We start from the raw sequence: 17,040 nt of genomic DNA on the forward strand, positions 1-17,040 counted from the left end.
GCGGGACCGCGGTCGGGCCGGCTCGGCGGCTGGGTGCGCATCTACCGCGGCGTGCTGCGCGGGACGGCCGTCGGGCTCGCCGTGCTGGTCTTCGTGTTCCTGGACCGGCCGAGCGGGCTCGCGGTGCTGCTGATCGCGTCGCTGCTGGTCGTCGTCCTCGTGGTGATCCAGTTCCTGGACCACCCGGCGGCGGCCGATCGACAGGACACCGGCTGAGCCGCTCACGACACTCACAGTCGTTCGGCGCGGCGGCCCGCGGCATCACCCGGCGCGGGTGAACCCGGCCTGCGCGCGCAGGAACGCGGGCACCGACGCGACCGCGTCCGCCGGGTCGCCGCGCAGCCGGCTCTCCAGCGCGACGTCGCCGGTGTAGCCGATCGTGGCCAGCGCGGTCAGCACCGCGGGCCAGTCGAGGTGGCCGGCGCCCGGCTGCAGCCGGTTGGAGTCGCTGACCTGCACGTGTCCGATGTAGTCGGCGAACCTCGCGACAGCCTCGGCGGGCCGGTCCTCCTCGATGTTCATGTGGTACGTGTCCGCGCCGATGCGCACGGAGGACAGCCCGAGCTCGTCGATCAAGCCCGCCGCCTGCTCGAGCCGGTTGACCATGTGGTCCTCGTAGCGGTTGAGCGGCTCGAGGAACAGCGTCACGCCCTCGGCGGCGGCGTGCTCGCCCAGCTCGGCGAGCCCGGCCAGCAGCACCTCCCGGTCCTCGGCCTCGCCACGCGGCGGCTCGAAGGGCGGCAACCGGCGGGAGAACATGCCGTAGGACGCCGGCGTCATCGCGCCCAGGCCGCCGAGCTCGGCGATGACCGACAGCTGGGACCGCAGCTGGCGAACCGCGTCCGCACGTAGGTCCGCGTCGAACGCGCCGAAGAAGTGGAGCATGTCGACGCACACCGTGCGCATCACGACCCCGTTGGCCGCCGCGCGACGCAGCTGCGGCAACCGCAGCCGCAGCGCGAGGTCGCCCTTGCCGCGCAGCTCGATCGCGTCGTAGCCGGCGGCGGTGGCGAAGTCCCATTTGGACTCGAGGTCCTCGCCGGGAAGGAGCTGCTCCTGACAGGACAGCGTGAGCACTCAGTCCTCCGTGTAGTCCAGCACGACCTGCAGCGCCTCGGCCGGGCGCCGGTCGAGCAGCTCGTAGGCGGCCGCGGCCTCGGCCACCCGCACCCGGTGGGTCACCAGGCCGACGGGGTCGACCGCGCCCTCTGCGGCCAGCCGCAGGAACGTGCGGTTCATCCGGTCCTGGTCCCACCGCCCGGCCAGTCTCGGCGGCGGCCCGCCGATCTGCGAGCAGACCAGCTCGACGCGGTTGTGGTGGAACTCCTCGCCCAGCCGCAGCCCGACGGCCTCACCCTGGTAGAAGCCCGCGGCCACCACCCGACCACCGACCCCGACCGACCGGATGGCCTCGTGCAGCGCGCGGGTGCTCCCGCTCAGCTCCACCGCCACGTCAGCGCCGCGCCCGCCGGTCGCCGAGCGGGCGAGCTCGGCCACGTCGGCGGTGGTGACGTCCACCGCGGCCACCGCGCCCAGCTCGACCGCCTTCGCCAGCCGGACCGGGATCGCGTCGCAGGCGATGACCCGCGCCCCGCTCAGGGTCGCCAGCCGGGTGGCTAGCAGCCCGATCACGCCCTGACCTAACACCACCGCGGTCTCCCCCAGGTTCACGTCCGCAGCCAGCACCGCGTTGAGCGCGACCGAGCCCACCCGGGCGAACGTGGCCGCCAGCGGGTCCAGTCCCGCCGGCACGACGTGATCGTCCAGTTTGGACGCCGGCAGGACGGCTTCGCTGCGGTGGCCCCAGATTCCCCAGACCACGTCGTCGACCGCCGGCACCCCGGGCCGCCCCAGCACGTCGGCGGACACCTCGGTCACCACGCCGACTTCGGAGTACCCCCAGCCGGCCAGTGGGTAGCTCGTCGCCTCGGTCCCGGCCACGAACAGCCGTCGCTCCTCGTCCCAGATCCGCGTGAGGTAAGGGTTCGTGCCGCGGAAGGCCGTCAGCTCGGTGCCGGCCGAGATGCCCGAGTAGAGCGTCCGGACGCGAACCGAACCCGGCGCCAGCGCCTCGTCCCCCGCCTCCACGACCTCGACCTGACGTGCGCCGGCGAACCGCACGACCGTGCCCACTCGCGCCTCCTCGCTCCGTCCACACCCGACTCGGGCCACGCCGACACCGTCGGGCGCAGAGTTTAGGTGTCGAGCAGCTAGGCCCTCGACCGGGCGCGCACCCACGGCCACGTCATCAGCGCCCACACGCCGAGCACCAGGGCGATCTCGGGGAGCAGGTACCACGGCCACGGGCCCAGCACGTCGAGGATCGAGCCGACCGCCGGCTTGCGGTTGAGGAAGCCGTAGTTGGCGCCGGTGATCGCGTTGAACGTCATGGCCGCGGCCGCCCAGCCGAAGCTGACCGCGATCGTCACCCGGTAGTCGCGCCAGGTGGGGTGCCTGCGCAGACCCCAGGTGAGGTAGCTGGCGGCCCACACCACGAACAGGTGCAGGCCCCAGAACACGAAGAAGTCCCGACCGAGGTCCGGGCCGGTCAGTGCCGGGGACAGCAGCGCCTGCGTGCTCAGCACCAGGCCCCAGTAGTAGGTCAGCGCGTACGCCCACTGCCGCCGTGTCCACAGGGCGAACGCCGCCACGAAGGCGAGCAGGTCGGACAGGTGTAGCGGCAACGAGTGGTCGACGCCGAACCGGGACGGGGCGTTCGAGTACACCACCACGCCGAGCTGCGCGACGAGGATCGCCACCGCGACGACCCGCTCGCCGCGGCGGGCCGCCGGCGTCTCGCCGTACCGGCGGCCGAGCACGATCACCGCGGCCGTCACCAACGCGAACACGAGCAGCACCACCAGGTGCGAGGGGCCGTACACGGTGAACTCCCGCGCCGCGGCCGTCACGACCAGTCAGGCTAGCGGCGCACCGACACGGTTTCGACACGGTCGCGGCACGGGTGGCTCGCCTCGTCGACGCCGGGTCTTGTCGGAGGCGGCGGCTAGCGTGAGCGCATGCCCACCCTCGGCCCGCGGGCGCTCAACCGCGCGGTGCTGGCCCGCCAGCTGCTGCTGAGCCGCGCCGACCTGCCGGTCGTGCCCGCCGTCGAGCGGGTGCTCGGGCTCAACGCGCAGAGCCCGAACCCGCCCTACCTCGCGCTGTGGAGCCGGCTCGCGGACTTCGCGACCAAGGACCTCACCACCGCGATCGAGGACCGCTCGCTGGTCCGCACCACGCTCGTCCGCGCCACCCAGCACATCGTGTCCGTGCCGGACTTCCGGCTGATCCGCCCGGCGCTCGCGGCGCTGCTGCGCCGGATCCAGCGCAACGCGTTCGGCAAGCGGACCGCCGACGTCGACCTCGACGCGCTCGTCGCCGCGGCGCGGGAGCTGCTGGCCGACGGCCGGGTGCTGACCCGTCCCGAGCTTGGCCGGCAGCTCGCGCGACGGTTCCCGGTCACCGAGCCGGGCGCGCTCGGCTGGACCGTGCAGTACCTCGTGCCGCTCGTGCACCCGGCGCCGAGCGGCACCTGGGACGTCTACGGTCCGACCCCGTTCGCGTCGGCGGAGTGGACCGGCGTCGGCGCCGCGACCGACCTGCCCGAGCTGGTCCGCCGCTACCTCGCCGCGTTCGGCCCGGCCTCGGTCTCGGACGCGCGGGCGTGGTCGGGGATCGGCGGCCTCGCCGAGGTGTTCACCGGCATGCGCGGCGAGCTGCGGACCTACCGGACCGAGGCCGGGCGCGAGCTGTTCGACCTGCCCGACACCCCGCTACCCGACCCGGATACGCCGGCGCCGGTCCGGTTCCTGCCCGAGTTCGACGCCCCGCTGCTCGCCCACGCCGACCGCACCCGCGTGATGACCGACGAGGTGCGCCGCGCGGTGTGTGTCGGCGCCGCGGTGGACCGGACCGTCCTCGTCGACGGCACGGTCGCGGCGACGTGGTCGAGCACGGAGGACGACGACGCGGTCGCGCTGACCGTGCGCCCGTTCCGCAAGCTGTCCTCGGTGGACCGCGACGCCGTGACGGCCGAAGGGTTGGCGCTGCTGGCGTTCACGCATCCGGGCGGGCGCCACGACGTGCGGCTGGTCGCGGGTTCTTGAGTCCGGTGGCCAGCTTGTTGCGCACCTCCCGGCGCACGAGCGCGGCCACCTCGTGCCGCTCGAGGAAGCTCTCCGCCGCCGACCGGTCCTTCGTGGACAGCTCGCGCAGTGCCCAGGAGAGTGCCTTGACCACCATGGGATCGCGGTCGCTCGCCAGCAGCGTGCAGATGTCGACGGTGCGTTCGGTGTCGTCCAGGCGGGTCGTGCAGACGAGCGCGGTGCGCCGCCACCACCGGTCCTCGCTGCGCGCCCACTCCCGGACGGTGTCGTCGCCGATCCGGCCGGCACGCCAGGCGTGGCCGGCGAGGATGGCGGCGAAGGCGTCCACGTCGCCCCAGCCGGCCAGCCCCGCGCCGAGCCGCTCGACCCGTTCGGCGTCCAGCGCCGCCATCGCCCCCTGGTGATGGCGGATCAGCTCGTAGGCCACCCAGCGCTGCCGGCCGAGCAGTGACTCGGCGGCGGCGAGCACGGTCGCGGCGTCCGCCGTGCGGAGCTCGCGCGTGTAGTCGCGCCGGACCTTGCGGACCGGCGCGACTCCAGGCACGGGCAGCGCCCGGATCCGACGGTCGATCTCGTCGGCCAGCCGTTCGGGAGTGGGCACGCCCCGACCCGTCACTCCCCCGGCTCGGCCGTGCTCTGGTCGAAGATGTGGACGGTGTTGCCGGCGGGGTCGAGGAACGCGGCGCTGCGCCCGCCCGGCAGGTCGATGATCTCGCCGACCAGCTTGACGCTCGAGTGGTCGGCGAGGAACTTGTCGACGCTCTCGACGGCGTACATCCCGCCGCCCTTCCACTCGGGCCCGTCGCCCGGCGGGGTGTCGAGCATCAGCTCCACCTCGGTACCGGGCAGCTTGAACGCGGCGGTCGTGTCGCCCTCGCGCCACGCCTCGTCCAGGCCCATCACATCGCGGTAGAAACCAACAGCGGCGGCCAGGTCGTCCACCGGCTGGTAGAGGAAGGTCAGCTTCATGAGCTGGACCATAATTCGATTACGTCCTCCAGTCAATGAGTTACGCTCGATGGTGATGCGAGAGTGGATACCGGTTCCGGGCACCGCGAAGGCCCGGCTCGTCGAGGCAGCCATCCACCACTTCGAGGTGGCCGGCTACGAGGCCGTCAACGTGACCGAGCTGGCCGCGAAGGCAGACGTCACCACCGGATCGCTGTACCACCACTTCGACTCGAAGCTGGGCCTGTACCTGGTGGTGCGCGGGGAGATGGAGCGGCGGGTGGTGGACCGGATGGCCGGCGCCGTGGCCGCGGCGGGCGGCCGCGGTCGGGCCACGGTCCGGGCGGCGTTGCTGGTCGCCTTCGACGCGGCCGTCCACTTCGGTGTGTGCCGAATCCTGGCCGAGCCGCTCCCCGTTCAACGCGACGACCCGATCGAGACCACCCTGCGGCCGCTGCTGCCGCCCCGGCGAAGCGTGGGCGGCGCGATCCTGGCGGCCGCGTGGCGGGCGGCCCTGCTCGCGGTCGCGGACGGCACGCCCGGTAGCACCGCGCGGTCCTCGCTCGATTACCTCCTCGAACCGGCCGGACGCCCGGCCGCCGGCAGCTGACGCCGGGACCGCTCGACGAGGGAGCCGCAGCGATGACCACGCAGACACCGGTGGGCACGCCCGCCGAGGAGGCCGAGCTGCCCGTCCCCGCACCACCGGAACAGCAGCCCGAGCCCGACGGGGCCGGCGCTGGAGGCGGGGGCGGCACGTCGGACCAGGCCGACGACGGCGTGTCGATGGCGTGGATCGTGGTCGCCACGATCGTCTCGTCGCTGGTGATCGTCGCCGGCCACGCGTTCCTCTACTGGGCGTTCGCGCACAACTGGGACCGCACCGACACGGAGGTGCCGATCGTGTGGCAGCCGGTCGTCGGCGGGACGCTCGGGTTCGTCGCGCTGTTCTCGTTCGGGATGTACTACGGGGCCGCGCGGCGGGCGCGGGTGGCGATCACGGCGAGCTTCCTCATGACGTTCCTCGCCGCGCTCACGTTCGTGCTCACGGTTCCGGCGTTCGCCGACACCGCGCTGCAGCAGGACACGACCGGCCTGTTCAACGACTTCCGCTACCTGGTGACGGTGATCGTGCTGGCCTACTTCGGCACCGAGGGCGTCATCACGACGACGAAGGTCATCTCCACGGCCCGCGCGAACCGAGCCGCCTCCCCGAACGAGACGACGGTCGCCATCCGCCGCGCCGACGTCGACCTGCCACCCCGCCGGCGCTGACGCCGGAGGTCAGGTGGCGGTCAGGTCGCGTTCAGGTCGCGGTCGGCTTGCGGAGGACGGCCAGGCGGCCCTGCTCCAGCGGGGACGGCGGGCGTCGGTCCAGTCGTGCGGACAGGACCGCCGCGGCCTCCTCGTGGCGGCCGGCCGACGCGAGGGCGTGCACGTAGGTGTCCTCGATGACCTCGCGCTGCGCGGCGCTCCCGCCGAGGCGCTCGACGTGCGGCCGGATCGCGTCCAGCTGGGCCACCGCGGCGTTCCACCGGCCGGCGACGACGTCGGCCAGGCCCGCGCACAGCGGCGCCACCACCTGCCGGTACACCGCCGAGTCGTGGCCGGCGGCGTAGGTCCGCAGCGCGCGCAGCCGGTCCTCGTCGCGTGCGGCCGCCATCGCGATGGCCGCGTGCATGGCGGCGAACGCCGTGGCCGGCCGCGCCAGCCAGTCGTCCGGGGAGACGTCCAGGACCGCGTTGGCGCCGACCCGGCCGTCCCAGTCGCGGGTCATCTCGCAGCGCCACAGCAGCGACGCCGAGTCGACCAGCGCCCGTGGGCCGGCCACCGCGGGCGGGGCCAGGTCGTTGTCGTAGCGCCGGCGGACCGCGGCGTCGTCGCCCAGCATCAGCTCGTGCAGGGCCGCGTGCCAGGTGAAGTGCACCCGCCCGTCGCTTGCCGGGCCCCACCGGTTGATCCAACCGTTCAGCCAGGACAGCCCGTCCTTGTGCTCGCCGGTCTCGTAGAACACGTGCGTGCGGGCGTGCACGGCGTGGCCGGAGCGGGGCTCGGCGGCGAGCGCGCGGCTCGAGAGCGCCTCGGCCTCCTCCCAGCGGCCCTGGTCCTGGCGGACGAACGCGAGCTGGCTCAGGTACCACCAGTCGTCGCCGTAGTCCCGCTGCAGGCTCTCGACCAGCGACCACGTCTCGCGGTCGCTCGTGATGCCACCGAAGGCGATGGTCGGCACCGCGACGTTCACCGCGAGCGCGTCCCGCGGGTACGCCTTGATGTGGCGCAGCAGCGCGCGGCCGCCGGCATCGAGATCCGCCGCACGCGCCACCACGGCCGCGACGAAGCTGCGCTCCCGGTCGTCGCCGCCGACCGCGAAGGCCTGCGCGTCGCGCACCCGGGCGGCGACGTCCACCGGCGCGCCGATCTCCAGCCCGAGCAGGCCGATCACCGCGTGGCCGAGCGCGAACCCCGGGTCGGCCTCGGTCGCGGCGGTGAGGTACTCCAGCGCGTCCTGCTGACCGCTCAGGACCTGGTCCACGCCCAGGGTGAACGCCTCGGCCGCCTCGGGGATCGTGCTCAGCGGCATCCCGTAGCGGTCCCGCGGCCGCCGCCGCACCGTCGCCAGGTTCTCGTCCACATCGGACAGCACCGACTCCGCGACCGCGGCCGCCTGGTCCCGGATCTCCGGGAACGCGGTGGACTCCCACAGCGTGCCGACCCGCGTCGCGCCGATCGTCCACAGCGGACCGGTCGGCCGGCCGCCGGCACGCAGCCGGCCGGCCTTGTCGGTGTCGAGGCCCAACCCGTGCGGGCCGGGCACGGCGAGCCCGTCGGCGAGCAGCGCGGCCACCAGCGGGTCGCCGGCGCCACGCAGGTCGAGGCTCGGGCCGGTGCAGTTGACGACCGAGCGGACACGCAGCACCTCGCCCCCGGTCAACGTCACGCACAACAGGTCGCCGTCGGGCTCGACCGCGGTGACCTCGCCGGTGTGCAGCCGCAGCCGGCCGGACCGGCGGATCTCGCGCAACCGGTCGGCGGCCGCGGGCGCCATCCGGTGGCGGATGCAGTTCCAGAAGCGGGACTTCTCGGCGAGGAAGCGGGCCTGCTCGTCCTCGCCCAGCTCCCCCCAGATCCGAGAGGTGGCCCGGCGCAGCCCGTCCACCGCGGCGCGCCAGCCGCGTCCGGTCGACACCGCCCGCCACACCGCGTCCACCCCGGCCGCCCCGGTCAGCTCGTCGACGTCCAGGCGCGGGGCCGTCCGCCCGGACAGGTGGCGGCGTGGCAGCAGACCGGTGCGGGAGACCACGTGCATCGTCCGATGTGGACGGTCAAGCTGGATCGCCAGGTCGACCATCGTCAGTCCCGAGCCGACGAACAGGATGTCGCCGTCCTCGGCGTGCGCCACCTCGGGCGCCCAGGGGTCCGCCACGAAGGCCGGCGACTCCCGGAGCGCGGCGGGCGCCCAGCCGGACGCCGGCGCGGAGAGGCCGATGGCGAGCACGGCGGCGGAGGCGGAGAGGGTGTCGCCGGAGGCGAGTCGCAGCGTCACCCCGGTGGCGGCGTTCCGCACACCGGTGACGCGCTCACGAACCAGGCGCAGGCGGGCGCCGCGACGTCGCTCGATCGCCGCGTCGAGCAGGTCGCCGAGATAGCTGCCGAGCAGGTGTCGCGGCAGGAACTCGTCCAGCCCGACGGGACGATCGAGCCGCCGGGCGGCCCAGCGTGCGAAGTGGTCCGGATCGGCGGCGTCGGCGCTGAGCCGGCCGGCCGGGACGTTGAGCAGGTGCGTCGACTCGCGTGTCGAGTAGGCGATCCCGCGGCCGGGCTCGGCGGTCGGATCGACCAGCAGGACCTCGAGCTCACGGTCGCCCGCGAGCTCCAGCAGGCGGAGTGCGGTGACCACGCCCGACGCCCCGGCTCCGACCACCGCCACCGACGAGCCAGCACTCCGCATCAAAGCCTCCTAATCTCTACTATTTTCATAGAAATTATCGATCCGGTACAATAGCAGGTGGCGGCGGACAGCGCCTCCGCCAAACGTCTAGGCGGATCGACGGAGCCCGGTGAGCGGCGGATGAGAGTCACAGCCAAGGTCGACTACGCGCTGCGTGCGATGGCGCAGCTGGCCGCCGAGTCCTCGCACGGGCCGGTCTCCGCCACTCGACTGGCGCAGCGACAGGCCATCCCGCTGAAGTTCCTGCACGGCGTCCTCGCAGACCTCAAGCGGGCCCGGCTGGTGCGCAGCACCCGAGGCCCGGACGGCGGCTACGAGCTGGCGCGTCCCGCCGGGGAGATCACGCTCGCGGACGTCTTCCGCAGCGTCGACGGCCCGCTGGTGACCGTGCGGGACATGAACTTCTCCGAGCTCACCTACGCCGGTCCGGCCGAGTCGCTGCGCGAGGTGTGGATGGCGGCACGGGCAAGCCTGCGGAACGTGTTCGAGAACGTGACGCTGGCCGACCTCGCGTCCGGCGAGCTCCCGCCGTACCCGGCCGAGCTCGCGACCGCGTACCGCAACGACCCCCGCAACCAGCCCGACGTGGAACACGCCTGACCGACGGTCGCGTCGGCCGTGCGGACCACGCCGCTCGGTTGATATATGCGTGAGTCATACATACTATCCTCTGCATGACCACTCATCTGGAGACCAGGCTGAAGATCGAGTCGTTCGACGAGCCGCCGTACCGGGAGTTCGACGACGGCGCCAAGCTGACCAAGGGCACGCTGTCGATGACGGTTGCGGAGGAAGCCATCGAGGCCGAGGTCGCGTGGGACGCGCTGAGCTTCTTCGCGGCGGACGGGAAGGCGAGCTACGTCGGGCTGATGCACGTGGTCGGGCGCATCGGCGAGCGGTCCGGCGGCGTCGTGCTGCGTGGCAGCGGCGACTACGACGGCACGCGGGCGCGCATCGACCTCACGGTGCTGCCCGGGTCGGGCACCGGCGAGCTGGCCGGGATGCGCGGCACCGCGACGAGCGTGTCCACGCACGAGGACTATCCGTACATGCCGCTGACTTTCGACTACGACATCGACCCCGACATCGATGAGTGAGCACGCCGCCAACCTGTTGGGCGCGCTCGCACTGGCGGTGACCGACCGGACCGCGGACGCCGTGGCCGAGGCCGGGCCGTCCGCGACCGCAGCCGCCGCGTTGTCGGCGATGCACCAGTTCCTGGACTCGCCGACCATCGACCAGCTGCGCCAGGTGCTCGGCCTCACCCACTCGGGCACGGTCCGGCTGGTCGACCGGCTCGAGCGCGACGGCCACCTGCGCCGACGCACCGGCGCCGACGCCCGCACGGCCGTCCTCTCGCTCACCGCCTCCGGCCGCCGGCTCGCCGGTCGCGTCACCGCCGCCCGGGGCCGGGTGCTCGGCGACGCGCTCGGCGCACTGTCCGAGCGGGACCGTCGCACGCTGGACCGGCTGCTGGGCGACGTCCTGGTCGGCATGATGCGCGGGCCGGGCGCGACGAGGTGGCTGTGTCGCATGTGCGACCTCGAGGCGTGCGGCCGCGCGGCCGGCCACTGCCCGGTCGCCCGCGCGGCGGCCGGTCGACGATGATGGCGGCATGACGAATCTCGGCAGCGAGGAGCCGCTCGCGGTCTCGGTGACCAGCGCCATCCGAACCGGGAACCTCGACGGGCTGCGGGCACTGCTGACCGCGCACCCGATCCTCGCGAGCGCGCGGATCGTCGACGACAAGGGGCATGGACGCTCCCTGCTGCACGTGGTGACCGACTGGCCCGGGCACTTCCCCCGCGGTACCGAGACCGTGGCGATGCTGGTGGCCGCCGGGGCCGACGTGCACGCCCGCTTCGTGGGCCCGCACCTGGAGACCCCGCTGCACTGGGCGGCCAGCTGCGACGACGTCGCCGTCCTCGACGCGCTGCTCGACGCCGGCGCCCACATCGACGCTCCCGGAGCGGTGATCGGCGGTGGTCCCCCGCTGGCCGACGCCACCGCGTTCGCCCAGTGGGCCGCGGCGTTCCGATTGGTCGAGCGCGGGGCGACGACGACCCTGTTCACCGCGGCGGCGCTCGGGCTCACCGACCGCGTGCGGCCCTGGCTCGGGCCGCCCCGGCCCGCGCAGGACGACCTCGACGCCGCGTTCTGGGGCGCCTGCCACGGCGGCCGGCAGGAGACGGCCGAGCTACTCGCAACCCGCGGCGCGCGGATCAACTGGGTCGCCCCCTGGGAGCCGATGACCCCGCTGGACGCGGCGCACCGCGGCAAGGCCACGGACCTCGTCCGCTGGCTGCGCTCCCGCGGCGCCCGCCCGGCCGCGGAGCTGACCCGCTGAGGCTGCCCGGGCGAGAGTCGGACGCTCCGGCGGAACGCGGCGTCCGTTTGCCGCCGGATTCCGGGGTGGCGCGCCCATAGCGTCGAGCCCCATGGATCTCATGGACAAGGTCGCCATCGTGACCGGGGCCAGCTCGGGCATCGGCCGGGCCACCGCACTGCTGTTCGCCCGGGAGGGCGCCGCGGTCGTCGTGACCGCGCGGCGGCAGGCCGAGCTCGACGAGCTCGTCGGCCGGATCGAGGAGGCGGCGGCAAGGCGGTCGCCGTGGCGGGCGACATCCGGGAGGACAGCCTGGCCCGCACGCTCGTCGACACCGCGGTCGAGCGGTTCGGCGGGCTCGACATCGCGGTCAACAACGCCGGCCTGGTCGGCAGCAGCACGCCCACACACGAGCTGCCGCCGGCCGAGTGGCACGACATCCTCGACGTCAACCTCACCGGCGCGTTCCTGGGTGTCCGCCATCAGGTGCCGGCGATGATCGAGCGGGGCGGCGGGTCGCTTGTGTTCGTCTCCAGCTTCGTCGGCCACACCGTCGGCATGCCCGGCATGGGCGCCTACGCCGCCAGCAAGGCCGGACAGATCGGGCTGACCAAGGTGCTCGCGGCCGAGCTCGGCGGCAAGGGCATCCGAGTGAACGCCGTGCTGCCGGGCGGCACCGACACACCCTCCAGCGCTACCAACGCACCCGATGCCACACCGGAGACGGTCGCGTTCGTCGAGGGTCTGCACGCTCTCAAGCGCATCGCGGCCCCGGAGGAGATCGCGCGCTCGATCCTGTACGTCGCCTCGGACGCGGCCGCGTTCCTCACCGGCACCGCGCTGCTCGTCGACGGCGGCGTGTCCATCAACCGAACCTGACCGCCCGTCGCGCCTGCAACGGCTTGCAGAAAGTGGTTGTAAGCTGTTGCGGAGCGCGACGGAGCGGAGGACCGGGATGGCTCACCTCGAGTCGGCAGGCGGGCACGCCCGGCTCAGCGACATCGCGGCGCAGGCGGGAGTCAGCGAGGCGACGGTCAGCCGGGTGATCAACGGTCGGGCGGGCGTCTCCCCGGCCACCCGACAGTCCGTGGTCGCCGCGATGGACGTGCTCGGCTACGAGCGGCCGCCCAAGCTGCGATCGCGCAGCGCCGGGTTGGTCGGACTGATCACGCCCGAGCTGTCCAACCCGATCTTTCCCGCGCTCGCCCAGGTCATCGAGCAGGTGCTGACCAGCCGCGGCTACACGCCGGTGCTCTGCACCCAGACGCCCGGTGGGTCCACGGAGGACCAACTGACCGACCTGCTCGTGGAGCGCGGCGTCACCGGCATCGTCTTCGTGTCCGGGCTGCACGCCGACTCGACGGCCGACATGGACCGCTACGTCAAGCTCGCCGGCCGCGGCGTCCCGTTCGTGATGATCAACGGCTACACCGAGAAGGTGTCCACCCCCTTCGTGTCGACCGACGACCGGGCGGCGGTCCGGCTGGCCGTCACGCACCTCGTCGAGCTCGGCCACGAGCGCATCGGGCTCGCGGTCGGCCCGCGCCGGTTCGTGCCGGTGCTCCGCAAGATCGAGAGCTTCGTCCAGCAGCTGCGCACGCTGCTGCCCTACCGCGCCGAAGAGGCCGAAGAGCTGGTGGCGCACTCGCTGTTCACCGTCGAGGGCGGGCAGGCCGCGGCGACCGCGCTGCTGGACAAGGACTGCACCGCCATCGTGTGCGGCAGCGACCTGATGGCGTTCGGCGCGATCCGCGCGGCGCGCCACCGCGGCCTGTCGGTGCCGCAGGACGTGTCGGTCGTCGGGTTCGACGACTCACCGCTGATCGTGTTCGCCGACCCGCCGCTGACCACGCTGCGCCAGCCGGTCGAGGCGATGGGGCAGGCGGCGGTGAACGCGCTGCTCGAGGAGATCGGCGGAACGCCCGCGCCGCACGCGGAGTTCGTCTTCCTGCCCGAGCTGGTGGTACGCGGCTCGACCGGTGCCGGGCCACGACGGCGCCGGTCGTGAAGGGCACCGCGGCGGGGTGCGACTCCCGCCGCGGTGCCGGTCTCAGCGCCGGCCCTCAACGCCGGAACGAACCGCCGTCGACGGTCTGCGCGCCGCCGGACTGGGTGTGCACGGTCCGGTTCGCCCCGGTCTCCCAGATCACCGGCTGGCCGTCCTGCCGGATGACGAACTTGTATGCCACGTCGGTGTTCGCCGGCAGCGAGACGCCTCCCGACCAGCGCGGGTAGGCACCCGGCCCGGTGGTCAGCGGCACCGCGGCCGCCGGGTTCCACGCGCCGAGCTCGGCGATGTCGCCCACCACGTAGACGTTCTGGCCCCAGTTCGTCTCCGCCTGGACCGTGAACGTGGCGCTGACCCGGTCGGGGTCCGGCTCGCCCGTGGCGCCGGTGTGGAAGGCGACCGCGCCCTTGGCCGGCACGGTCAGCGTCGCCCGTCCACTCGCGACGGTCACGCTCGTCGCGCAGCCGTTGAGCACGTTGCAGTAGGAGCCCTCGGCCAGGCCGGTCGTGTAGGTGGCGGTGTGCGCGCCGCCGGTGTTGTTGATGGCGACGAAACCCGTGCCGCCGCGGCCGAAGCCGATGACGTTGCCGGCCGGGGACTGCCAGTTGGCCACGTCCGCGCCGCCGACGGCGCCCCGCCAACCCACCATGCCGGCGACGAGCGGGTCACGGTTCAGGCAGTGCCAGCCGCTGCCGCAGGTGGTGTCGGTGACGAATCCGTTCGAGTTCGGCGGTGCCGCGTCGGGGTTGGCGAAGTCGAAGCCGGCGTAGACGGTCGGCGTCGTGTGCTCCCAGGCCAGCTGGAAGACGTTCGCCAGGGTCGCGGTCGCACCGTCCTTGTAGGACAGATGCTGGCCGTTGCGCTCGGTGTCGTGGTTGGTGACGAAGGAGACCGAGTTGGCGGCCGGCAGGATGCCCCAGCCCGGGCCGAACGAGGACAGCGTCGCGATGTCGCCCTGGAAGGCGGCCTTCATCTTGTCCGCGTAGGTGAAGTCCAGCACGTCGCCCGCACCGAAGTAGTCGCCGGGCGCCGGTGGCTGGCCGGGGAAGACCTCCTGGAACACGTACGGCCGCGCGCCGGAGGTCGTGTCGTTCAGCTGTCCCACGAGCGCCTGTAGCTCGCCGGCCGGGATGTGCTTCGCGGCGTCGACGCGGAAGCCGTCCACGCCGAGGCCGATCTGCGCGTTCAGGAAGCCGGCGAGGGTGCCGCGCACGTTGGGGTCACTGGTGTCCAGGTCGGGCAGGTCGAGCAGCTCGCAGTGCTGGACCTCCCACTGGTCGGCCCAGTTGTCGATCGCGTGGTCGCAGACGTCGACGTTGTAGTGGCCGCGGTCGTACATCGGCGGGTCGTACCTGTCGGACAGCACCGTGCCGTCGTAGCCGGTGCCGGTCTGCGCGGCGGTGTGGTTGACCACGGCGTCGGTGTAGACCTCGATGCCGGCCGCGTGGCAGGTGGAGATCATGGCGGTGAAGTCGGACTGCGAGCCGAAACGGCCGTTCAACCGGTAGCTGTAGGGCTGGTAGATGTCCCACCACACGCCGCCGGGGTGGCGCAGCGACTCGCCGGGCGGGGCCACCCAGACCGCGCCGTACCCGGCGGGGTCGAGATGGTCGCGGCACTCGGCGGCGACCGAGCGCCAGTTCCACGACCACAGGTTGGCGATGACGTCCCCGTTCGGGACGCCGATGTCGGCCGCCACCAACGATTTGGGCCCGGCCGGCTCGTCCGAGGCGGACGCGGCCGGCCCGACGACGCCGAGGGCGATGGCACTGGCAATGGCGACGGCACTGGCGATGAGCGCGGCGGGAGCTGCCTTGAGCAGGGTTGAGGCACGCATGCTGATCTCTCCTCGTCGAGAGCGAGTGTGCAGCGCTTGCGAAAGACGGTGAAACATCTTGCAGCGTACGACCGCGGGCCGCGGGCTGTAAACCGCTAGTCGGCGTCCTCGACGGCGAGGAGCTGGGTGGCGGCCAGCTCGGCGTAGAGCGGGTCGGTGGCGACGAGCTCGGTGTGTGTGCCGACCGCGCGGACCCGTCCGGCGTCCAGGACGACGATTCGGTCGGCCATGGTCACCGTCGACAGCCGGTGGGCGACGACGAGCACCGTGGTGGTTGCCGCGGCGCCGGCGATGGTCTCCCGCAGCGCCGCCTCGTTGACGGCGTCGAGCTGGGAGGTCACCTCGTCGAGGAGCAGCAGCCGCGGCCGGCGCAGCAGGGCGCGGGCGATGGCCACCCGCTGCCGCTCGCCGCCGGAGAGCTTGACGCCGCGGTGGCCGACCGTGGTGGCGAGCCCGTCGGGCAACCGGTCCACCAGGGCGGCGAGGCGAGTCGTGTCCAGGACGGCGGCCACCTCCGCGTCGTCGGCGTCGGGGGCGCCGAAGACGAGGTTGTCGCGCAGCGTCCCGGACAGCACCGGCGCGTCCTGCTCGACGTAGCCGATCGCGGCGCGCAGGTCGGCGAGCGGCCAGTTCCGGACGTCGGTGCCGTCGACGAGCACCCGCCCGGAGTCCGCTTCGTAGAAGCGTTCGAGCAGCGAGAAGACCGTGGTCTTGCCGGCGCCGGACGGGCCGACGAACGCGGTCATGCCGCCGCGCGGGACCTCGAACGTGACGCCGTGGTGGACCTGCGGCAGCTCCGGGCGATACCGGAACCGCACCTCGTCGAAGGCGACCGCGGCCGGGCCGGCGTCCCGCGGAGACGCCGGGTCCGCTGGGACTGCCGTGTCGGGCGACTCGGACGGCAGGGTCTCGACCTCCTGGATGCGGGTCACCGCGGCGGCGCCCACCTGGTACTGGCCGGCCACGTTTGCGAGCTCGCTGATCGGTGACATGAGATAGAACAGGTAGAGCAGGAACGCCACCAGCGTGGCCACGTCGATCGCGCCGGACACCGCCCGGGCGCCGCCCATGCCGAGTACGACGATGAACGACAGCTGGATCGCCAGCCCGCCGGTGTTGCCCGCCACCGACTGCCACACCGCCGCGCGCACTCCGCCCCGCCACGCGTCGGCCGCCGCCGCGTGCAGCCGGTCGCGCTCGCGCTCCTCCGCGCCCGACGCCTTGACCGTGCGCAGGTTGCCCAGCGCGCGCTCCAGCGCCGCGCTCATCAGGCCGACCGACTCCTGCGCCTGCTTGGCCGCGCGGGAGATGCGCGGCATGACCACGGCCACGACGACCTGCGCCACGGCGAGCGCGCCGAGGGTGACCACCAGCAGCACCGGGTCCAGCAGCGCCATCATGGTGATCGTGGCGGCCAGGGTCAGCAGGCTGGTCACGGCGGACACCAGCGACTGGCTGCTCACCTCGCGCAGCAGCGTGGTGTCCGCGCTGACCCGGGCCATGAGGTCGCCGGGCTCCGTCTCGTCCAGCGCGGAGATTCGCAGCCACAGCAGGCGCGACACCAGCCGGCGTCGCGCGACGAGCACCACCGACTCGGCGGTGCGCTCGAGCAGGAACGAGCCGAACGCGCCGATCGCGGCGTTGGCCAGCACCAGCACGGCCATCAGCACCAGCAGCCCGCTGACCGTGCGGCCTTCGCCGAGGGACTCGAGCAGCTCGCGCACCGCGAGCGGCAACGCCAGCCCCGTCGCCGCCGTCGCCAGGCTCAGCACGCCGCCGAGGACCAGGGTCGTCCGAAATGGACGGACGTAGCCGAGCAGGACCCGCCACGCGGGCGGGTCGGTCCTCGTGCTCATGGCGAGCCTC

Annotated in this window: 16 protein-coding genes and 2 pseudogenes; 10 read left to right on the top strand and 8 right to left on the bottom strand. The window is 73.3% G+C overall.

Annotated elements, in window-relative coordinates:
* Positions 1 to 216: pseudogene (locus ACRDSK_RS14790) on the top strand (hypothetical protein); the annotation flags it as partial.
* 45 nt (positions 217 to 261) lie between these two features.
* On the opposite strand, the gene ACRDSK_RS14795 reads toward ACRDSK_RS14790, so the two are convergent.
* The 3 genes from ACRDSK_RS14795 to ACRDSK_RS14805 form a co-directional block, all read right to left on the bottom strand.
* Positions 262 to 1,077 (bottom strand): sugar phosphate isomerase/epimerase family protein, encoded by an 816-nt coding sequence (locus ACRDSK_RS14795; RefSeq protein ID WP_431441345.1) that lies wholly within the window; start codon positions 1,075 to 1,077, stop codon positions 262 to 264.
* Positions 1,078 to 2,133 carry a zinc-dependent alcohol dehydrogenase gene (locus tag ACRDSK_RS14800; RefSeq protein ID WP_431441348.1) on the bottom strand — a complete coding sequence of 352 codons (1,056 nt, stop codon included), beginning with the start codon at positions 2,131 to 2,133 and terminating at the stop codon, positions 1,078 to 1,080. It abuts the gene before it with no gap.
* 77 nt (positions 2,134 to 2,210) lie between these two features.
* The gene (locus tag ACRDSK_RS14805; RefSeq protein ID WP_431441350.1) at positions 2,211 to 2,909 is read right to left on the bottom strand and encodes a TIGR02206 family membrane protein; all 699 of its coding nucleotides are present in this window, start codon (positions 2,907 to 2,909) and stop codon (positions 2,211 to 2,213) included.
* Between the two features lie 108 nt (positions 2,910 to 3,017).
* Between ACRDSK_RS14805 and ACRDSK_RS14810 the strand changes: the two genes are divergently transcribed.
* On the top strand, positions 3,018 to 4,106 hold the full coding sequence (locus ACRDSK_RS14810; RefSeq protein WP_431441351.1) for a winged helix DNA-binding domain-containing protein: 1,089 nt from the start codon (positions 3,018 to 3,020) through the stop codon (positions 4,104 to 4,106).
* Here the strand turns inward: ACRDSK_RS14810 and ACRDSK_RS14815 are convergent.
* Together ACRDSK_RS14815 and ACRDSK_RS14820 are read right to left on the bottom strand one after the other, a co-directional pair.
* Complete coding sequence (locus tag ACRDSK_RS14815) at positions 4,057 to 4,707, bottom strand: DNA alkylation repair protein (RefSeq protein WP_431441353.1); 651 nt, start codon at positions 4,705 to 4,707, stop codon at positions 4,057 to 4,059. The two genes, ACRDSK_RS14810 and ACRDSK_RS14815, sit on opposite strands and share 50 nt — an antisense overlap.
* Positions 4,708 to 4,718: 11 nt before the next feature.
* The gene (locus ACRDSK_RS14820) at positions 4,719 to 5,075 is read right to left on the bottom strand and encodes a VOC family protein (RefSeq protein ID WP_431441355.1); all 357 of its coding nucleotides are present in this window, start codon (positions 5,073 to 5,075) and stop codon (positions 4,719 to 4,721) included.
* Between the two features lie 55 nt (positions 5,076 to 5,130).
* On the opposite strand from ACRDSK_RS14820, the gene ACRDSK_RS14825 reads away from it, so the two are divergent.
* Complete coding sequence (locus tag ACRDSK_RS14825; protein WP_431441357.1) at positions 5,131 to 5,664, top strand: TetR/AcrR family transcriptional regulator; 534 nt, start codon at positions 5,131 to 5,133, stop codon at positions 5,662 to 5,664.
* A 32-nt stretch (positions 5,665 to 5,696) separates the two neighbouring features.
* Positions 5,697 to 6,329 carry a hypothetical protein gene (locus ACRDSK_RS14830; protein ID WP_431441358.1) on the top strand — a complete coding sequence of 211 codons (633 nt, stop codon included), beginning with the start codon at positions 5,697 to 5,699 and terminating at the stop codon, positions 6,327 to 6,329.
* Positions 6,330 to 6,360: 31 nt separating this feature from the next.
* Here ACRDSK_RS14830 and ACRDSK_RS14835 read toward each other — a convergent pair whose 3' ends face one another.
* Positions 6,361 to 9,003 (bottom strand): FAD/NAD(P)-binding protein, encoded by a 2,643-nt coding sequence (locus ACRDSK_RS14835; protein WP_431441359.1) that lies wholly within the window; start codon positions 9,001 to 9,003, stop codon positions 6,361 to 6,363.
* A gap of 120 nt (positions 9,004 to 9,123) precedes the next feature.
* On the opposite strand from ACRDSK_RS14835, the gene ACRDSK_RS14840 reads away from it, so the two are divergent.
* From ACRDSK_RS14840 to ACRDSK_RS14865, 6 genes and pseudogenes are all read left to right on the top strand, one after another.
* A complete protein-coding gene (locus tag ACRDSK_RS14840; protein ID WP_431441361.1) occupies positions 9,124 to 9,603 on the top strand; it encodes an RrF2 family transcriptional regulator in 480 nt (159 codons plus the stop codon).
* 74 nt (positions 9,604 to 9,677) lie between these two features.
* Entirely contained in the window at positions 9,678 to 10,100 is a 423-nt protein-coding gene (locus tag ACRDSK_RS14845; RefSeq protein WP_431441363.1) for a DUF3224 domain-containing protein, read from the top strand.
* The gene (locus tag ACRDSK_RS14850) at positions 10,093 to 10,611 is read left to right on the top strand and encodes a MarR family winged helix-turn-helix transcriptional regulator (RefSeq protein WP_431441364.1); all 519 of its coding nucleotides are present in this window, start codon (positions 10,093 to 10,095) and stop codon (positions 10,609 to 10,611) included. Before ACRDSK_RS14845 ends, ACRDSK_RS14850 begins: the two co-directional genes overlap by 8 nt.
* Positions 10,612 to 10,618: 7 nt before the next feature.
* Complete coding sequence (locus ACRDSK_RS14855; protein ID WP_431441366.1) at positions 10,619 to 11,350, top strand: ankyrin repeat domain-containing protein; 732 nt, start codon at positions 10,619 to 10,621, stop codon at positions 11,348 to 11,350.
* 100 nt (positions 11,351 to 11,450) lie between these two features.
* Positions 11,451 to 12,208 (top strand): annotated as a pseudogene (locus ACRDSK_RS14860) (SDR family oxidoreductase).
* A 76-nt stretch (positions 12,209 to 12,284) separates the two neighbouring features.
* Positions 12,285 to 13,337 carry a LacI family DNA-binding transcriptional regulator gene (locus ACRDSK_RS14865; protein ID WP_431441368.1) on the top strand — a complete coding sequence of 351 codons (1,053 nt, stop codon included), beginning with the start codon at positions 12,285 to 12,287 and terminating at the stop codon, positions 13,335 to 13,337.
* A gap of 55 nt (positions 13,338 to 13,392) precedes the next feature.
* Here ACRDSK_RS14865 and ACRDSK_RS14870 read toward each other — a convergent pair whose 3' ends face one another.
* Complete coding sequence (locus ACRDSK_RS14870; protein WP_431441370.1) at positions 13,393 to 15,174, bottom strand: carbohydrate-binding module family 20 domain-containing protein; 1,782 nt, start codon at positions 15,172 to 15,174, stop codon at positions 13,393 to 13,395.
* A gap of 95 nt (positions 15,175 to 15,269) precedes the next feature.
* Positions 15,270 to 17,030 (bottom strand): ABC transporter ATP-binding protein, encoded by a 1,761-nt coding sequence (locus ACRDSK_RS14875; protein ID WP_431441372.1) that lies wholly within the window; start codon positions 17,028 to 17,030, stop codon positions 15,270 to 15,272.
* Positions 17,031 to 17,040: the final 10 nt, after the last annotated feature.

Source organism: Actinophytocola sp., from assembly GCF_050699915.1.
GTDB lineage: Bacteria > Actinomycetota > Actinomycetes > Mycobacteriales > Pseudonocardiaceae > Actinophytocola.

Coding starts and splice junctions, on each gene's coding strand:
- ACRDSK_RS14840 (WP_431441361.1), top strand. CDS start 9,124: ATGAGAGTCACAGCCAAGGTCGACTACGCGCTGCGTGCGATGGCGCAG.
- ACRDSK_RS14810 (WP_431441351.1), top strand. CDS start 3,018: ATGCCCACCCTCGGCCCGCGGGCGCTCAACCGCGCGGTGCTGGCCCGC.
- ACRDSK_RS14830 (WP_431441358.1), top strand. CDS start 5,697: ATGACCACGCAGACACCGGTGGGCACGCCCGCCGAGGAGGCCGAGCTG.
- ACRDSK_RS14825 (WP_431441357.1), top strand. CDS start 5,131: ATGCGAGAGTGGATACCGGTTCCGGGCACCGCGAAGGCCCGGCTCGTC.
- ACRDSK_RS14845 (WP_431441363.1), top strand. CDS start 9,678: ATGACCACTCATCTGGAGACCAGGCTGAAGATCGAGTCGTTCGACGAG.
- ACRDSK_RS14870 (WP_431441370.1), bottom strand. CDS start 15,174: ATGCGTGCCTCAACCCTGCTCAAGGCAGCTCCCGCCGCGCTCATCGCC.
- ACRDSK_RS14865 (WP_431441368.1), top strand. CDS start 12,285: ATGGCTCACCTCGAGTCGGCAGGCGGGCACGCCCGGCTCAGCGACATC.
- ACRDSK_RS14855 (WP_431441366.1), top strand. CDS start 10,619: ATGACGAATCTCGGCAGCGAGGAGCCGCTCGCGGTCTCGGTGACCAGC.
- ACRDSK_RS14875 (WP_431441372.1), bottom strand. CDS start 17,030: ATGAGCACGAGGACCGACCCGCCCGCGTGGCGGGTCCTGCTCGGCTAC.
- ACRDSK_RS14850 (WP_431441364.1), top strand. CDS start 10,093: ATGAGTGAGCACGCCGCCAACCTGTTGGGCGCGCTCGCACTGGCGGTG.
- ACRDSK_RS14820 (WP_431441355.1), bottom strand. CDS start 5,075: ATGAAGCTGACCTTCCTCTACCAGCCGGTGGACGACCTGGCCGCCGCT.
- ACRDSK_RS14835 (WP_431441359.1), bottom strand. CDS start 9,003: ATGCGGAGTGCTGGCTCGTCGGTGGCGGTGGTCGGAGCCGGGGCGTCG.